At 61.8% G+C, this 16,167-nt stretch carries 11 protein-coding genes; 2 read left to right on the plus strand and 9 right to left on the minus strand.

Going from position 1 to position 16,167, the window contains the following annotated elements:
* Positions 1-100 precede the first annotated feature (100 nt).
* The 7 genes from wecB to glf all read right to left on the minus strand — a co-directional run bounded on the left by wecB (position 101) and on the right by glf (position 9,364).
* Positions 101-1,252: a non-hydrolyzing UDP-N-acetylglucosamine 2-epimerase gene (wecB, locus tag ASPU41_RS19425; RefSeq protein ID WP_069952297.1), complete on the minus strand. Its 1,152-nt coding sequence runs from the start codon at positions 1,250-1,252 to the stop codon at positions 101-103.
* Positions 1,249-2,340 (minus strand): polysaccharide biosynthesis C-terminal domain-containing protein, encoded by a 1,092-nt coding sequence (locus ASPU41_RS19430; RefSeq protein WP_069952298.1) that lies wholly within the window; start codon positions 2,338-2,340, stop codon positions 1,249-1,251. The genes wecB and ASPU41_RS19430 overlap by 4 nt, the downstream gene beginning before the upstream one ends.
* A gap of 28 nt (positions 2,341-2,368) precedes the next feature.
* Positions 2,369-4,255, minus strand: coding sequence for a DUF6541 family protein (locus tag ASPU41_RS19435; protein WP_231941118.1), 1,887 nt, complete (start codon positions 4,253-4,255; stop codon positions 2,369-2,371).
* Between the two features lie 297 nt (positions 4,256-4,552).
* Positions 4,553-5,302, minus strand: coding sequence for an ABC transporter ATP-binding protein (locus ASPU41_RS19440; RefSeq protein ID WP_069952299.1), 750 nt, complete (start codon positions 5,300-5,302; stop codon positions 4,553-4,555).
* 2 nt (positions 5,303-5,304) lie between these two features.
* Positions 5,305-6,156 carry an ABC transporter permease gene (locus ASPU41_RS19445; protein WP_069952300.1) on the minus strand — a complete coding sequence of 284 codons (852 nt, stop codon included), beginning with the start codon at positions 6,154-6,156 and terminating at the stop codon, positions 5,305-5,307.
* Complete coding sequence (locus ASPU41_RS19450; RefSeq protein ID WP_069952301.1) at positions 6,153-8,180, minus strand: glycosyltransferase; 2,028 nt, start codon at positions 8,178-8,180, stop codon at positions 6,153-6,155. Before ASPU41_RS19450 ends, ASPU41_RS19445 begins: the two co-directional genes overlap by 4 nt.
* Entirely contained in the window at positions 8,177-9,364 is a 1,188-nt protein-coding gene (gene glf / locus ASPU41_RS19455; protein ID WP_069952302.1) for a UDP-galactopyranose mutase, read from the minus strand. The genes ASPU41_RS19450 and glf overlap by 4 nt, the downstream gene beginning before the upstream one ends.
* 242 nt (positions 9,365-9,606) lie before the next feature.
* On the opposite strand from glf, the gene ASPU41_RS19460 reads away from it, so the two are divergent.
* The gene (locus ASPU41_RS19460) at positions 9,607-13,596 is read left to right on the plus strand and encodes an FtsK/SpoIIIE domain-containing protein (RefSeq protein WP_069952303.1); all 3,990 of its coding nucleotides are present in this window, start codon (positions 9,607-9,609) and stop codon (positions 13,594-13,596) included.
* 8 nt (positions 13,597-13,604) lie between these two features.
* On the opposite strand, the gene ASPU41_RS19465 is transcribed toward ASPU41_RS19460, so the two are convergent.
* Positions 13,605-14,093, minus strand: a complete 489-nt coding sequence (locus ASPU41_RS19465; RefSeq protein ID WP_069952304.1) for a hypothetical protein — start codon at positions 14,091-14,093, stop codon at positions 13,605-13,607.
* Between the two features lie 240 nt (positions 14,094-14,333).
* On the opposite strand from ASPU41_RS19465, the gene ASPU41_RS22310 reads away from it, so the two are divergent.
* A complete protein-coding gene (locus ASPU41_RS22310; RefSeq protein WP_003804966.1) occupies positions 14,334-14,582 on the plus strand; it encodes a WhiB family transcriptional regulator in 249 nt (82 codons plus the stop codon).
* Between the two features lie 104 nt (positions 14,583-14,686).
* Here ASPU41_RS22310 and ASPU41_RS19475 read toward each other — a convergent pair whose 3' ends face one another.
* Positions 14,687-16,156 carry a sensor histidine kinase gene (locus ASPU41_RS19475; protein WP_069952306.1) on the minus strand — a complete coding sequence of 490 codons (1,470 nt, stop codon included), beginning with the start codon at positions 16,154-16,156 and terminating at the stop codon, positions 14,687-14,689.
* Positions 16,157-16,167 lie beyond the last annotated feature (11 nt).

A 16,167-nucleotide genomic window follows, 5' to 3' on the forward strand; every position in this document is an offset into this window, starting at 1 on the left:
GATGCGTCGCCGAGCGCGGACGCCCAAAACCCTCAGGCAAGTAAGTCTGGCAACGAAAAGGCCACCTCCTGACTGCAGGAGGTGGCCTTCAGACAGTGGGTTAGCGGTCCCTATTGACGAAGATTCCGGCCCGTTGGTGGTGGGTGTGGGCAGTCGATCGGATGAAATTTACTACCCGACGCGAAGTGTCGCTTATCTGGTAGTCCGCCGGAATTACCGGCGGTCCATCCGTCTCAAACTGATCCAGAACGATCCCAATGGCGTCAACAATTGCGTCGGCCTTGACCCCGGTCGTGATGATGGCAGCGGTATCGAGAGACTCGGGCCGCTCAATTGCATCCCTCAGAGTGACGGCGGGGAAGCCCAGCAGAGAGGACTCCTCGCTAATCGTTCCGCTGTCGGAGAGGACCAGTTTTGCCTCCTGCTGCAGCCTGACGTAGTCGTTAAAGCCGAAAGGAGGATGGAAACGCAATCCTCGCTTAAGCTCTTCTGGCTGTTCCTCCAGACGCTTCCGTGTCCGCGGGTGCGTGGAGACGAGGACGGGGAGTCCATAGCGCTCACTGACGGACTGGAGAGCCTTCAGAATCTCAGCAAGGCGCTCAGGACTGTCGACGTTTTCTTCCCGATGCACGCTGACCATGAAATATCCGCCGGTGATAAGCTCCTGGCGCTTGAGGACATCACTGGCCGCAATGGCGTCGGCATTGCCCAGCAATACCTCCTTCATGGGGGAACCTGTGAGAAGAAGCCGGGACGGGTGGAGCCCTTCCGACAGCAGGTTGCGGCGAGCATGCTCGGTGTACACCAGGTTGTAGTCGGCAACATGGTCAACGAGTTTGCGGTTGGTTTCCTCGGGAACGTTCTCGTCAAAGCAACGGTTGCCGGCCTCCATGTGGTAAACCGGGATCTTCAAGCGCTTGGCCATAAGGGCGGAAATGCAACTGTTGGTGTCTCCCAGGACAACCATTGCATCTGGCTTCTCCTGAAGGAGCACCTGCTCAGTCTTCGCCAGGATCGATCCGAGGACGGCTCCCAGAGAAGATGTGTCCGCTGCCAAGAAATGATCAGGCTTGCGGAGTCCCAAGTCTTCGAAAAAGACTTCGTTCAACTCATAGTCGTAGTTCTGGCCGGTGTGCACCAAAACGTGGTCCGTGCTTCTGTCCAGGCGTCGAATTGTGGCAGCCAGACGAATTATTTCGGGCCTTGTCCCAACAATAGTCAAAACTTTTAGCCTGCGGCCAGCGTCGGTCATACTTCCTCCGGGAAAGTGTCGGGAGAGGCTGGATCAAAGATTTCATTGACCCAGAACATCGTATATAGCTTATCGGATCCAATATTTGTGATCTTGTGCGACCACATCGTTGGCATGTCGATAGCGACAGGATTCTGCCCGTCGACGTGATAACTAACAACTTCATCAGTGAAAAGTTTTCGCATGGAAATTTCAGCGGTTCCCGACAAAACGGTGAATCGTTCAATCTTGCGACGGTGGTAGTGCTGCCCTCGGGTCACGCCGGATACTGTCGTCGAGAACGACGACTGACCCTCGCCTCCACCGCTGCGGACCACTTCGAAGAATGCTCCACGGGCGTCTTCCTTCCGGTCCAGAGAAATCGGGAGCCGATCGCCCACTAGGAAGGAGCGGTAGGTATTGAACATGTCTCGCTCAAAAGGCCCGGAAATATCGGGAATCGTCCCGGTGGAGTATTGAGCCGCAGTCTCTTGGATCAAGGCAGCAACCTCGCTGACCAACTTCGTCGTGGCGAGTCCCAGCGCGTCCTCCGGTTCGTGAAGCCCGAGGAGGACCTCCGCGGCCGTCTGAGCGTGCAGCAGCGTCAGTGCCTTGTCATCCTGAATCTGCAGTGACTTGCCGTCGGCTGCAAGGTGGCAGAACGTGGCGACGACCGAGTTGTAAAAGGGGAGCCCATGTTCGCCGAAAAGGTTGGGGAGCTTGACGTCAACGAATCGAGCGCCGGCGTTCCTAGCCGCTTCCTCCAGGATATTTCCTGCCTGCTCCTTGCCTAGCGCGTACGGTGAGCCATTGCCAACTTGGATAGAGTTGGCGTACACAACGGTCGATGGCTTCACGGACGATGATTCCAGCGTTCGCGCCAGTTGCTCCGCGAATAGCACGTTGCCCCGTCTGACAGTCTCGTCGTCGCCCCGGTTAACGCCGGCTACGTGAACCAGGGTTGTAGCGTTTTCGAGGGCAGTGACAGCCAAATTCGCGTCAAATTTTTCGCCCAACGCAATCGACTCGACTTTTTCACCAAGGGAATGAGCCAGGACCTTCGTGTGCCACCCTAAAAAGCCGTTACTTCCGGTTAATGCAATCGTCACTTCAGTGTTCCTTCCAACGTCGATGCCGTCACTGTCCGCACGCAGTCAGTTTGTACAATTTCGCTTGTCCTTCGGAATCCACGAGGCGCGCGACGCCATCCGTGATGAGATTATCCAAGCCGCGGTAGCCGTGGTCCCATCCCTGGATTTCTTCGTGCCCAAAATCCAAAACGTAGCTGATTTGAAGGCGCCGGACCACTGGGCAAACTGCCGGATCAGCATTCGCCGCATTTAGACCGTCGAATATTTCCGTTGCGTCGTCAGGCACCTCCCCCAGCAAATGTAGCTGGAGAAGCTTCCGCCCTGAGAACGCATAAGCCATGGCGCTCCCATTCCATGGGTTGCCAACCATGGTTGCCCCTTCTGGCACTTCGTTGGGGAGTCTCTTCATCAAGGCCAGCTCATCGGTAGACACCAAAGGGGCATCGTTGGTCAGCTGATAACCGGAAGCCGCCGATGACTGCGCCTCGCGCACGTTTGCCTGCTGCGTGGTAAACCCGAGGATTCCGGTCAAGACTAATGCCACGATTCCGACGGCGTATCCCCGCAGCCTAGCCTCCTGGAACCCAGCCCTGACCTTAGAAATGGGAGGCAGGGCCGCCATGGTCGGGACAATCCATTTGTCCCAGCAACGAACGGCGCCAACTACGGCTAGGGGCAAGATCATCACGGGAAGGAGCGAAGCGAGACGGGGAGAATCGTTGTACCAGACACCTGTAAAAAAGGTCCTCATAGGTCCAAACGGCGCAGAGGCAACGACAACAAACAATCCGGCAATCACGCCATACATGCCGATAAGCCAAGGCTGTGTCCGCCGCAAAATGATTGACACAATGCCAGCGACGGACAGGATCATGACCACCCAGGACACCGGACGCCCAATACCCGAGCTTGTAATCACCTCGCCAATCGCGCGGCCCGTAGTCTCAATCGGCTGCCATGTGGCCGCGCTCTCCACTGGACGGACTGATTGCCAGATAATAATCAGCGCGGACACTCCAAGGAGCAGGACGGCAACCATGCCTGAGAGTGCAAGCGATCGTCTTCCAGTTCGCGCGACAACTCGACGAGTGGAACGAAACCAGATAAACAGCAGCGGGGGCAGCATCAAGGCTAGCAGTGCCATAGTGCTGCTCGGATGGGCAAGCGTCAGACCAGGAAGCACGGTGAACAGCAACAGCCATGACACGGTCCTCGGTTGCAGTAACTGATGACCAAGTCCCAGCGCCTGAAGTCCCAGTCCGATTGCCACCGGCAAGAGGGCGTTACCCAGAAAGTTCGGATATAGGACGCCAAAGTCGAGAAGGAGCAAGGGGAAAGCGCCAAAGGCAGCGGACAGGACTCCTGCTGCGACGCTGACGACAACGCGGTTCCCCACAATCGTCTGAGCCAGGAAAATGCAACCCAAAGGCCAGACAATTGAGCCCACGACTAGGTTGATGATGTTGACGGCGACGGGAATGCTGGCGCCGGTGAACTCGGCCAGCAGCGAGACGAGATCGTGCCATGCTGAGGGGTAGAAAGTGCCTCCGGTCATCGCGCTCACCATAAACGAAGATCCCGAAGCCGTGTCTTGGATGTATCGGATCGCATTCAAGTGAAAGACGTTGTCAAGCGTCTGCGAGAAGGACTCCGGGGTGCCGAAAACGGCCATGAGGCGTCTTCCGATAAGGAATGCCGCGGCGCCAATTGCGGCAGCGTGACCCGCGCCCGCGAGCCAGTTAATGGTTCGTGGCTTGCGGACCGCCATGTCCTTGAAAACGAACCAGGTCACGGCAAGCGCCACCGTCGCCACGACTACCGCCAGGGCGCTCACCGGAACTAGGGACCACTCCAACCCGACGATCGGCGCAATCAGCGCGGCGACTGCCACAATTGAAACAGTGACAGCGGGAGCAATGGCCACCAGAGCCATTCCGCGGACTCTACTTGCCCATACAACCAAGAAGCCTGGGACAAACAGGATTGCCAGTCCCGCGAGAACATACGGGATTGTCGACGACCATGACAAAAGAATCCTCCAAAGCATTTTTATTCAACGGCAGCTGCGGGCGCTTGGACCGAGCCTTCGACCGCCTCCAGAAATCCTACTCGACTTGCAGAGGACGGCGGCCCGACAGGGGCCGAAGCCTCGGAGGCGGGCAGTCAGATTAAGTGCGGATGTGTTGCATCATTTCCACAGCACGCGCCGGCCTGGGCTGTCCTCCCCGTCCTAGGACGACCTGAGCCGCGCCACGGCCTCATGGATGGGTCCGTCAAAGGAGACTTCACCGTGTTGGAGCACGATTCCACGGTCACAAATGCGCGCGACCAGATCCAAGTCGTGGCTGACGACAACGAGCGTCTTGCCTAGGCGCGCCAGTTCCTGAATCTTTTCTACACATTTACGCTGAAAAGGTTCGTCTCCGACCGCAAGAATCTCATCGATCAGGAAAACTTCCGGATCAGTGTGGACGGCGACAGAAAAAGCCAGCCTGAGGTACATTCCGGATGAATAGAATTTGACCTCGGTATCAATGAACTGGCCGATTTCAGAGAATTCGATGATCGATTCGAATTGATCCTTTGTCTCCTGCTCGGTCATCCCCAGGATGGCGGCGTTGAGGTAGACGTTGTCGCGGCCCGTCAGGTCCGGGTGGAAACCCGCTCCGACCTCGATAAGGCCAGCCACCCGTCCCCGGGTTCGTACCGTTCCAGAGTCCGGAAGCATCACACCCGATATGTGTTTGAGCAGTGTCGACTTCCCTGATCCGTTGAATCCAAGGAGCGCTACTGACTCACCCTGTTTGATCGAGAGAGCCACATCCTTCAAGGCATGGAACTTCTCGGTCAGTTCCCCCTTGCGTCCCTTTAATAGCCATACGGCTGTCTCCTTGAGCGAGCGCGAATGACGGAGCACAAACTGTTTGTTGATTGTGTTGATCTCAATTGCAGTGATTTCTGTATCAGGCAATGTCTGCATCTCTATAGTTCCTGGGCAAATCGGCCTTCGAGACGGCGGAAGGTCAGTTGGCCCGCCATCACTGTCAGCACTGCCACTATCAATCCGGCCGGCAGCCAAATGGTGAGTAGGTTGGGCGGCAACTCCGCGGTTCCGTCGGTGGTGGGGAACCAGAAGGCGTAGTGGAAAGACTCCACGGCAATGGTCATCGGGTTCATCTGATAAAAGAACGTAAAGGTTGGCCCCAAGGCTGCGCGGACCTGCGTCCAACCGTAGAGGACCGGCGAGGCCCAAGTGGCCACCATGAGTAGCAGATCGACCAGGTTTTCCGCGTCCCGGAAGTAGACATTGGCGGCCCCGAAGAGGAGCCCCAACCCGATGGCAAGCAGAGCCACGAGCAGGAACGCCGGGATGGCCACCAAGATCTGCAACAGATTCGGCTGCCATCCCGTGAAGATGCAGGCGATGAGGAGGACGACGAGCTGGGGGAAGAAATGCACTGCGGCAACCCATACCGAGGCAACCGGAAACAACTCCCGGGGGAGGTAAATTTTCTTAATCAGGCCGCCGTTAGCCACCATAGAGCGTGAGGCGTTTGACAGCGCTTCCGTGAAGAAGTTGATAAGGATGATTCCGGAAAACAAGTAGACCGCATAGTTTTCTGTGCCCTGACTCTGCCCAAGGAAGACACCCAAGGCAAAGTAGAAGACGCCAAACTGGATGCCGGGCTTCACGTAGGACCAAAGAATACCAAGTATGGACCCGCGGTACCGGACCGTAAGCTCCTTCGCGACGAGCAGGCGGAGAAGATATCTCCGCCGATATACGTCTGCGAGCCCAGCCCCTGCCCCGGCAATTGTAAGCTCAGAACTCATTTGCCAGCACTATCCCTTGCCGCCGCTTCACTGATCGTGGTCTCCCACGCCTGCGGGGACGTGACCTCACGTAGCTGGGCGCGGTATTGTTCCTGAAGTTCTTTCCAGTTCTGGCGCAGCTTCAGATGCAGCAGAATGCTTTCACGCAACAGTGCGCGCGCCTTTTTCGCATCTCGCTTGTACCAGGAGGCGCCAGTTCCGTCGGCGTTAGTTACCACTGCGCTGTCCAACTGGGATAGCCGCCACCACTTGCTGTCCTGATGGGCAATAGCCGTCTCGGGGTTTAGGGCAGACATCTCCGACGCGGGAATCGCAGTCTGTTTCACCAAAGTCTTGGCCAGCCAGGGTCCAAGGGCGTAAAGCTTCGGCGCGGAGGGCTCCATCCCTTTGCGCGGAGGCCTGCGACGGCGCGGCGGGGGGAACGCGGCCGGGTCCTTCTGCATCGACGAGTCCGAGAAGTCACCCTTCATTGCCCGCAGTTCCGGGGCGCGTGTGCCAATCGTCCGGTGCATGTGCTCTGGACCGCTCAGTACGTCGCGGAGAGCCATCACACGCGCCGAGGCTGCGTAGTACTGCATCGAGAAGATATGTTTGACGTCAACTGCCAGGCTCTGCCTCAGCAGGTCTCCGCCCTTGTCGTACGGAGAATGGATCAGGCCGGCAACGAGGCGGTTCCGGCCGTGAAAATATGCCTGCCAGTCGACAGAATCGTCTTTGTCAATCCAGGAGACGTGCCATACAGCGGTGCCCGGCATGGACACAGTCGGATACCCCGCGGCCTTTGCCCTGAGTCCGTACTCCGCATCATCCCACTTTATGAATACAGGCAGTGAGAGCCCGATATCTTTGATGACCGCCGTCGGAATCAGGCACATCCACCAGCCATTGAAGTCAACATCCCAGCGCCGATGCATCCAGGAGGTAGCCCGGAGGTTCTGGCTGGCCAGGTTGTGACGGTGATAGAGGTCACCGCTCGGTCCCCACAGGAACTTCCACATGTTGACCGACTCGGCATAGGCATGCAGCACTGACCGGTCGTACATATCGAACATGTGGCCGCCGACAATAGTCGGAACGCGACAGAAGTCCGCAAAGGTTGCGGAGCGGCGGATGCCCTCTGTCTCGACCACGACGTCGTCGTCCAGCAGCAGTACGTAGTCCGCGATCTCGCCGTCGACAGACTCAAGCATGTTCCTTGAGAAGCCGCCAGATCCACCGAGGTTAGGCTGGTTGATGACCCGCAGCTGGGTCCCCATATCCGCGGCGATGTCGCCGAAGCCGGGTACGTCCTGGACCTTTTCGTTGCCCTGATCCACAACGATCATCTCGTGGAGGATCGCTCGGAGCTCCGGGTCGGCAGCGATTGCCGCGATGGTGCGGCTGCAGTAGTCCGCCCGGTTGAAAGTTGTCACGCCGATGTTGAGCCGACCTGCGGGTTTCCCGTTATCGGGAACTGACCAGTCCGCGGAAACCAGCGCCATGCCATCGGCATCGGCAATCAGATCGAACCAGTACCAGCCACCATCGCCGAACTGCTCAAGGGAGAGCTCATGAGTGTTGGTTGATTCGCCCGAGACACGGAAGGATTCGACACGTTGGGTCACGCCGCGCGCGTTTGACCGGTACACCACGAGCGAGCCGGATCCCGAGGTCTGGACGCGCAGGCTGACGGTGGACACGGTGGTCCACTTGCGCCAGTACGCAGCGGGAAAGGCATTAAAATATGATCCAAATGACAGCCGCTTACCGGCGCGGACCCGAACGGCCCTCCTCCCCAGAAGGTCATCGGGGTGCAAGTCAGTTCCCGCGGAAGGCATGTTTACGGTGATGGCCGGCTTCTCGTCTGTCATCGGCACGTTGGGAACTGCGTCCGAGTCCATGTACAGAGGAAGGACATCAAGGTCCTTATCAGCCGGAAATACTACATGCTGAACCACGCGGAGGCCGATGGTACCAGCCGGTTCCTCCAACGACTGGGGATTAAGGTGGGCAGACTTGCTGGCAGACGACGTCAGGTCACTCATGCGTCCACTCCCCCGCTCTCAATCTTGGTGCCGCCCTCAAAATGCGGGCGGATCTTGTTATCAAACATCGTCAGAGCGGACCCGATGGCCATGTGCATGTCGAGGTACTTGTACGTGCCAAGCCGTCCGCCGAACAGGACGTCCTTCTCGGCAGCTGCCAGGTCACGGTACTTGAGCAGGCGTTCGCGGTCCGCCGCGGTGTTGATCGGGTAGTAGGGCTCGTCGCCCTTCTCCGCGGCGCGGGAGAACTCGCGCATGATGACGGTCTTTTCGCTCTGGTAGTCGCGCTCCGGGTGGAAGTGGCGAGGCTCAATAATGCGGGTGTAGGCCACATCGGCGTCGTTGTAGTTGACCACCGACGTTCCCTGGAAGTCGCCGACGTCGAGCACTTCTTCCTCGAAGTCAATGGTGCGCCAGGAGAGGTCGCCCTCGGAGGAATCGAAGTACCGGTCGACAGGCCCGGTGTAGATGACCGGGATATTGCCGACGACTTTGTCCTTGCTGTACTCGTGTGACTCGTCGAAGAAATCAGTGTTGAGCCGGACCTCGATGTTCGGGTGCTCCGCCATCTTCTCGATCCACGCGGTGTAGCCGTTCGTCGGCAGACCCTCGTACTTGTCGTTAAAGTAGCGGTTGTCGTAGTTGTAGCGCACCGGAAGGCGCGAAATGATGCTCGCGGGCAGGTCCTTGGGATCCGTCTGCCACTGCTTGCCTGTGTAGTGCTTGATGAAAGCTTCGTACAGCGGCCGGCCGATTAGCTGGATACCCTTGTCGTTGAGGTTTTGCGGATCGGTACCGGCCAGTTCTCCGGACTGTTCCTTGATCAGTTCCTGGGCCTGGCCCGGGGTCAGGTTGGCGCGGAAGAACTGGTTGATGGTGGCCAGGTTGATGGGCAGTGAGTAGACCTCGCCCTTGTGAACGCCGTACACCTTGTGAACGTAGTTAGTGAAGGTTGTAAAACGGTTCACGTACTCCCACACGCGCTCGTTTGAGGTGTGGAAAAGGTGGGCACCATAACGGTGTACCTCAATACCGGTCTGCTCTTCTTTTTCGCTGTAGGCATTGCCGCCGATGTGGTGGCGGCGGTCGATGACGACGACCTTCAAGCCCAGCTCAGTGGCGGCCTGTTCTGCGATTGTCAGGCCAAAGAAGCCTGACCCTACGATAACGAGGTCAGCGGTCACAAAATCTCCTGGTTCGAATGTGGGCAGCCCAACGTTGTGCATTGTCTGCTGGTCCAGCCTACCCGAGACAGGGTATGAACCGGCGAATCGAGGCACGCGCCCGGGTCCACTGTGAGCCCTGTCGTCGGGTAGTTTTTCGAGGTCACCACGGCTTTCCACATAGGCCGAATCCCCCACTCCGAGTCACCGGAGACACGCCTAGCGTTGGATGCAACGACTATGCCAGAAAGGATCCCTCCTCGATGATGCTGCACTGCACCCTGGTGCCGGCGCCGGGGTCCGCACTCACCACAGGTCCGGTGGAATTGGCCATCGATGTGCCGGCTGCCTGCCCCGGCGCCGAGCTGCAGGCGGCAATCTCCCTGCGTTACGGTACCGGGGCACTGACAGTGGACCGGGTCCTGCTCGCCGCTCTGCACGTCGGAGAGGGCCCCCTGGTGAACGGTGCCGTGTTGGTGGACGGCGCAGCCCCGGCCGCCGCCCTCGACGCGGCACCGCTCGTGCTAGCCGTGCACAGCGGGCCGGGCGCCGGCTTGATCTTCCCGCTGCGACGCGGGCGGTTCCGGATCGGCCGCAGCGGGACCGAGATTGTCATTCCGGATGCGGAATTGTCCCGCGAACATGCGCAGCTGGACGTCACTGATTCCGTCGTCACGCTCCTGGATCTCGGGAGTGCCAACGGGGTCAGCGTCGACGGAAGGAGGGTACATGCGGCTGCCGTCTCCACTGACTCACTGATCGACTGCGGCGGCTCGTCAATGTCCCTCATTTTCGGCGGGGGCCAGGACCCTGCGATCCCGCCCGCTGCCGGTTCCGATGTCTCGGAACCGTTGCTGGTCAACAATCCCACGGTGCAGAGCAACAAAGCGGCCCTCCTCCTGGCTGCGGTTCTCCCCCTGGCCATTGGACTCGGCCTAGCCATCCTGACGGGAATGTGGATCTTCCTGGCTTTCACCCTCGTGTCCGCGGTTTCCATTGTCGTGCCCATCGTCGCCGGTAGGAGGCAGCGCCGCGAGCGGGAGGCCGCCGTCGCCGCGGCAGTGCTTGAGGACAAGGACCGACGACGGCGGGCCGCGCCATCCGCAGCCGAGTTGTCCCTTCACTCTTCATGGGCCGAACCCGCCCCGGCGACGGTTTCCGTCACCACCGGCCCGGTCTGGTTGCGGCTCGGACAGGCGCCACAAAGCGCAAATATCCGGCTGGACCCGCCGGATCCCGGTTTCCGGACACCGCTGCTCGGAACGATGCCGGTGACGCTTGACCCGGGGATGACGGTGACAACTCTCCGGGGCCCGGAAACCGCTGTGGCCGGCCTGGTCAGATCCGTCGTCATGCAGCTTGCCTGCTACCCGGCGGCCCGGCTTACCAGGATCATCATCCATGGCCCAACCCCCTCACTGCTTGCCGCACGCTTCCTGGCAGCCGTAACTCTGTCCGTGCAGGAGGCTTCGACCCTGGAAACCCTGGCAGCCGGCTTCGGCCAGGGCTATGAGCGCGGTGTGCTGATCATCGTCAAAGCCCGGGGAACCGCTGCGCTGCGCTCCGTGGCTGTCAGCCGCGGCTGGCAGGTTCTCGACTGCTCCGGCCATCCGGTCCCGGCCGCCGGCGTGTCCCTCGTCCTCAATGAGCGCACCGCAACGGTTTCAGCCGCGCAATCTTCGCGGGAGTTCACCCCAGATCTGGTTCCGTCAGGGGTCTTCGACCGCACCTGCCGCCGCCAGCGGGCACCAGCGTCTGCCTCAGCACCCGGGACATGCAACCGCGAAGCCCGCTCCCTGGGCGAGCTCCTTTCCCTCTCGGCGGCCGGCATCTCCTCGCGGTGGGCCGGCTCCGCCAGCGCCCGTGGTCTTCCCGTCCCGGTCGGCATGGGAATTTCCGGCACCCTGCGGCTGGATCTCCAGGCGGACGGTCCGCACTTCCTGGTGGCGGGCACCACCGGATCCGGCAAATCAGAATTCCTCCGGACCCTGGCCGCAGCGTTGGCGGCAACGTACCCACCTGACCGTGTAAATCTTCTGTACATCGACTTTAAGGGCGGCTCCGGCCTGCGGCCGCTGGCTGGCCTGGACCACTGCGTCGGGCTCCTCACGGATTTGGACGTCAGTGAGGTGGCGCGCACCCTTGTTTCCTTGGGGGCCGAGGTACGCCGCCGGGAGGAGCTCCTCGCCTCGTACCGGGCCGCCGATCTCACAGCCTACGAGACACTTGATCCCTCCGGGCCGCCCCTGCCCCACTTGGTTCTCATCATTGACGAATTCAGGATGCTCGTTGACGACGCGCCTGAATCCCTGGCGGAGCTGATGCGGATTGCCGCGATCGGGCGTTCTCTCGGGATTCACCTCGTCATGGCAACCCAGCGCCCCCAGGGCGCCGTTTCCGCGGACATCCGCGCCAACGTGACCAGTTGCATCGCTTTAAGGGTTCAATCCGACGTGGAATCCATTGACGTCATTAATTCCCGGCTGGCGGCGGGCATCCCCATTACGAGTCCGGGCCGCGGCTACCTTGTCCGCGGAAACGAAGCGCCGGAAGAGTTCCAGACGGCCACAGTCGCTTCAGCAGGTCAAGCGAGCGTCCGCGCCCCAACCGTTATGGAGGCGGTGGAGTTTCTCTGCCGCCCGTCAGCTGATGAGTCCCCCTGCGTAGCGGGCGGCTTCGCCCCGGAGCCTTCCCTGGCGGTCACGGAACTGGTGGAAGCAGTCCACGCGGCCTGGGAGGCGACGGGCGCAGACCCTCCGCGCCGTCCCGTCGCGGGCCCGCTCCCCAAACAGCTGCCGTTCCCGCCGGCAGGAAGCCTCGGCCGGATCAGGCTGGGGCTGTTGGACGTTCCCGAAGAACAACGCGTCTCCGAATTCGTGTGGCATCCGGGCACCCACGGCCATCTGGGACTGGTCTCAGGGAACAACGGCGGCGCCGACGCCGTCCTGGGACTCATCGTGAATCAGCTCCTCAGCTGTCACGACGAACCACATCTCTACCTCCTCGATGCCGCCGGTTCATTCAGCGCAGCGGTGACATCCCCGAGGGTGGGGGCGGTTGTTGGGCTGCACGACCTCCGGAGGGCAGTTCGTGTGCTGGAGCGTGTCTCCGAAGAAATGACCCTGAGGCTGAGCACCGCTCACACGGCTGACGCACCAGCTCTCGTCCTGGCACTGTGCGGCTGGGGATCCTGGCTGTCGGCTTTTCGGGCCGGTCCTCTGGCATGGGCCGAAGATCTGGTCCAGGACATTGTGCGCGACGGGGCACGTGCGGGGATCACCGTCCTTATCGCCGGTGAACGCGAACTGGTGACCGCACGGTTCTTCGCTGCCGTTCCCAACCGGATCTTTCTGCCCGCCGGATCGACCGAAGAGGGACGGCTCGCCTGGCCCCGGCTGCCGGCCATCGAAGCGATCGCCGGCCGGGTCGTGGTTTTTGGGCCGCTGTCCGCCGCAGCCGCCTCCTCCGGTCACGTCGGACAGCTCTTCGAACCTTGCTCCCCCCGCGTCCAGGGCGCGGCTGCCCCGGCTGTGCGGACCCGGCCGTTCCGCGTCGAGCCCCTTCCGGTACGGGTGACGGTCTCCGAAGTCCTCGCCCGAGCCGGCCCCGGTGCTGCGGGCCGGGGAGAAGCCCCGTCGCCTTCCGCGGGCATCCCGGCCACATCGCCTGCTTCCCCGACCGGCCGGCTGTGCCTCGGGGTCGGCGGCGACGAGATTCTCCCGGCGGGCACCCCAATGCCTCCCGGCGCAGTTCTTGCCGTCCTCGGCGGCCCGGCATCCGGGAAGACTTCGCTGTTGTCAGCCCTGCCTGGTCTTAACCCGGCCGTCAGCTGTCTCCGGGCCCCTGCGACAGGTCCGGAACGGTACTGGTCCCGGTACCACGAGGCCGCACTGGCCGGTGCACTGGATCCGGCGGCACTCCTCCTGGTGGACGACCTCGACCTTCAGCCGCCCGAAGCCAACGGCCGCCTGCTCCTGTTGAACAACCTCGGCTGGCGGGTGGTCCTAACCGCCGGCTTCGGGCCGGGCATTCGACAGCGGGTGCCGCTGGTACAGCATGCAGTAGACCAGGGACGGGCTGTCCTGATCGCGCCGCGGGGGTTAATGGATGGAGAACACTTCGGAGTCAGGTTCGAACTTGAACCGAGCCCTCCCCCGGGCCGCGCGGTCTTGATTTCGGACGGGCGGGCGCGGGCGGTGCAGCTGGCGGTCGATCCCGCCGCCGGCCGCAGCGGCAGCGGACCTAGGCCGTGAGCACCTGGCTACAGGGCGGGCGGTGCCCCGCCGGCGCGGGAAGCAAACGCAATGACACGCTTGTCGAACAGCAGAACGATGGCGAGAACCGCCGGCACGAGCATCGCCAGGCCTGCCACGGTGTATCCGCCCGTCACCGTGGGAAAGCCGATGGTGAGCACAAAGAGCTGCGCCACCAGCGCACCGGCACGCGGCCAGCGGTATCCGCGGAACAGGAAGAGGGCCACAGCATAGAGCCAGGAAGAGAACGCCAGCAGCAGGCCCAGCGTGAACACCGCGCCCCAGAAGGAGAGCACCGGGGCGCCGGTCAGCAGCTGGCTTCCGTACCAGATGGCTGCCACGAGGAGCGCCGTCGCTTCCAGTGCCACGATGACCGCAATGACCATGATTCCGGCGGGCCGGAGGGGGGCTCCGGCGGGCTTTCCCGGAGGGGGCCCTATGCCGTCGCGGTCGGGTCCGCTGGCAGCTTCGGAGGAGTTTTCAGGGTCTCTTGACACACTGGCACAATACCGGACATAGTCGTTCAGATGTGGGGACGCCGCCAGCCATTGTGATGCATCGCTCATGATCCCAAGGCATTTTGCAGCGAATTACCCCTTGTTTACGCAGCGTTAACATGACACGCTTAATCCAGATGACCGAGGGGGCCCCAGAGGGCCCCTTTCTTATGAAGCCTCTAGTGAATAATTTCACAAAGGCCATTGACGAGTGCCCAGGAAATGGAGTGACTGATCAGCATGGATTGGCGTAACCGCGCAGCGTGCCTTGACAAGGACCCGGAGCTATTCTTCCCCGTAGGAAACACCGGTCCTGCCCTTCTGCAGATCGAGGAAGCCAAGAGTGTTTGCCGTCGATGCCCAGTCGTCGACACCTGCCTCCAGTGGGCCCTCGAGTCCGGGCAGGACGCCGGCGTCTGGGGCGGCATGAGCGAGGACGAGCGCCGCGCCCTCAAACGCCGCGCAGCCCGCGCCCGCCGCGCCTCCTGACACCAATTTCCTGACGCCGGCCAAGCCGGCGATCCGCTCTCCGTGGCAGGACAGCAATGGCCGCAGACCTCCGTCTGCGGCCATTGCCCGTTAAACGCCCCCGGCTAGCGTGGGGCCAGGCTCAAAACAATCTGCACAGCGGTTCCGCCGCCCTCCCGGGCGCTCCACTGGATACTTCCTCCCAGTTCACTCGTCACCAGGGTGCGCACGATTTGCAGGCCGAGCCCCTCCACATAGGGGGTGGCCGGGATGCCGACACCGTCGTCCGCCACGGTCACGGTGAGGAGCTCATCGCCGTCCTCGCTTTCGGAGCGGTCCGCGATCAGCCACACGGTTCCGGTCCGGCCCTCCAGCCCGTGCTCGACGGCGTTCGCCACCAGTTCGTTGATCACCAGGGCCAGCGGGGTGGCAAAGTCGCTCGGCAGCTCGCCGAAGAGCCCGGAGCGCGCCGTCTTCACCTGCTGCGACGGGGAAGCCACCTCGGCGGAGAGCCGGAACTGGCGGCCGATGAGCTCATCGAAGTCAACGCTCTGGGTCAGGCCCTGCGACAGCGTCTCATGCACGAGGGCGATGGTGGCCACCCGCCGCATCGCCTGCTCGAGTCCCTGCTTGGCCTCATCGCTGACCATGCGCCGTGACTGCATCCGCAGCAGCGCAGCGACGGTCTGCAGGTTATTCTTCACCCGGTGGTGGATCTCCCGGATCGTGGCGTCCTTCGTGACGAGTTCCATCTCCCGCCGCCGCAGCTCCGAGACGTCCCGGCAGAGCACCAGGGCGCCAAAGCGCTGCTGTTCATCGCGCAGTGGAATGGCCCGCAGTGACAGGCTGACACCGCGGGACTCGATCTCACTGCGCCACGGCATCCGTCCTGTGACAACCAGCGGCAGGGTCTCATCCACGAGTCGGCGGTCCTTCAACAGGCCCGCGGTCACCTCGGCCAGGCTCCGGCCCTCCAGTGACTCGCCGTCGCCGAGCCGGCGGAACGCGGAGACGCCGTTGGGGCTCGCGTACTGGACGATGCCCTCGGCGTCGAGCCTGATCAGTCCGTCACCGACTCGGGGCGCGCCGCGGCGGGAACCGGTGGGTGAGGCGAAGTCCGGCCACAGTCCCAGCGTCCCCATCCGCAGCAGATCGTAGGCGCACTGCCGGTACGTCAGCTCCAGCCGCGACGGCATCCGGGAGCTGGAGAGGTCCATGTGGGTCGTGACGATGGCAAGTGTCCGGCCGTTGCGGACCATCGGCACGGCCTCGACCCGAAGGGCCATGTCGCTGCTCCAGTTGGTCTCGTTGGAGCGCTCGATCGTGCGGCTCTCCCACGCCTTGTCGACCAGCGGCTGCAGGTCGGACCGGATCCCCTCCCCCACAAAGTCGGCGTGAAACACCGTGTGCGTGGTGGAGGGGCGGACGTGGGCCAGCGCCACATAGCCGAACTCGGGGTGTGGAAACCACAGTGCCAGGTCCGCGAACGCCAGGTCCGCGACCATCTGCCAGTCGCCTACAAGCAGGTGCAGCCACTCGGCATCCCCCGGCCCAAAATCAGCATGCTCCCTGATGGGGTCCGTAAAGATTGCCACAGCACCTCCAT

Source organism: Arthrobacter sp. U41, assembly GCF_001750145.1.
GTDB lineage: Bacteria > Actinomycetota > Actinomycetes > Actinomycetales > Micrococcaceae > Arthrobacter.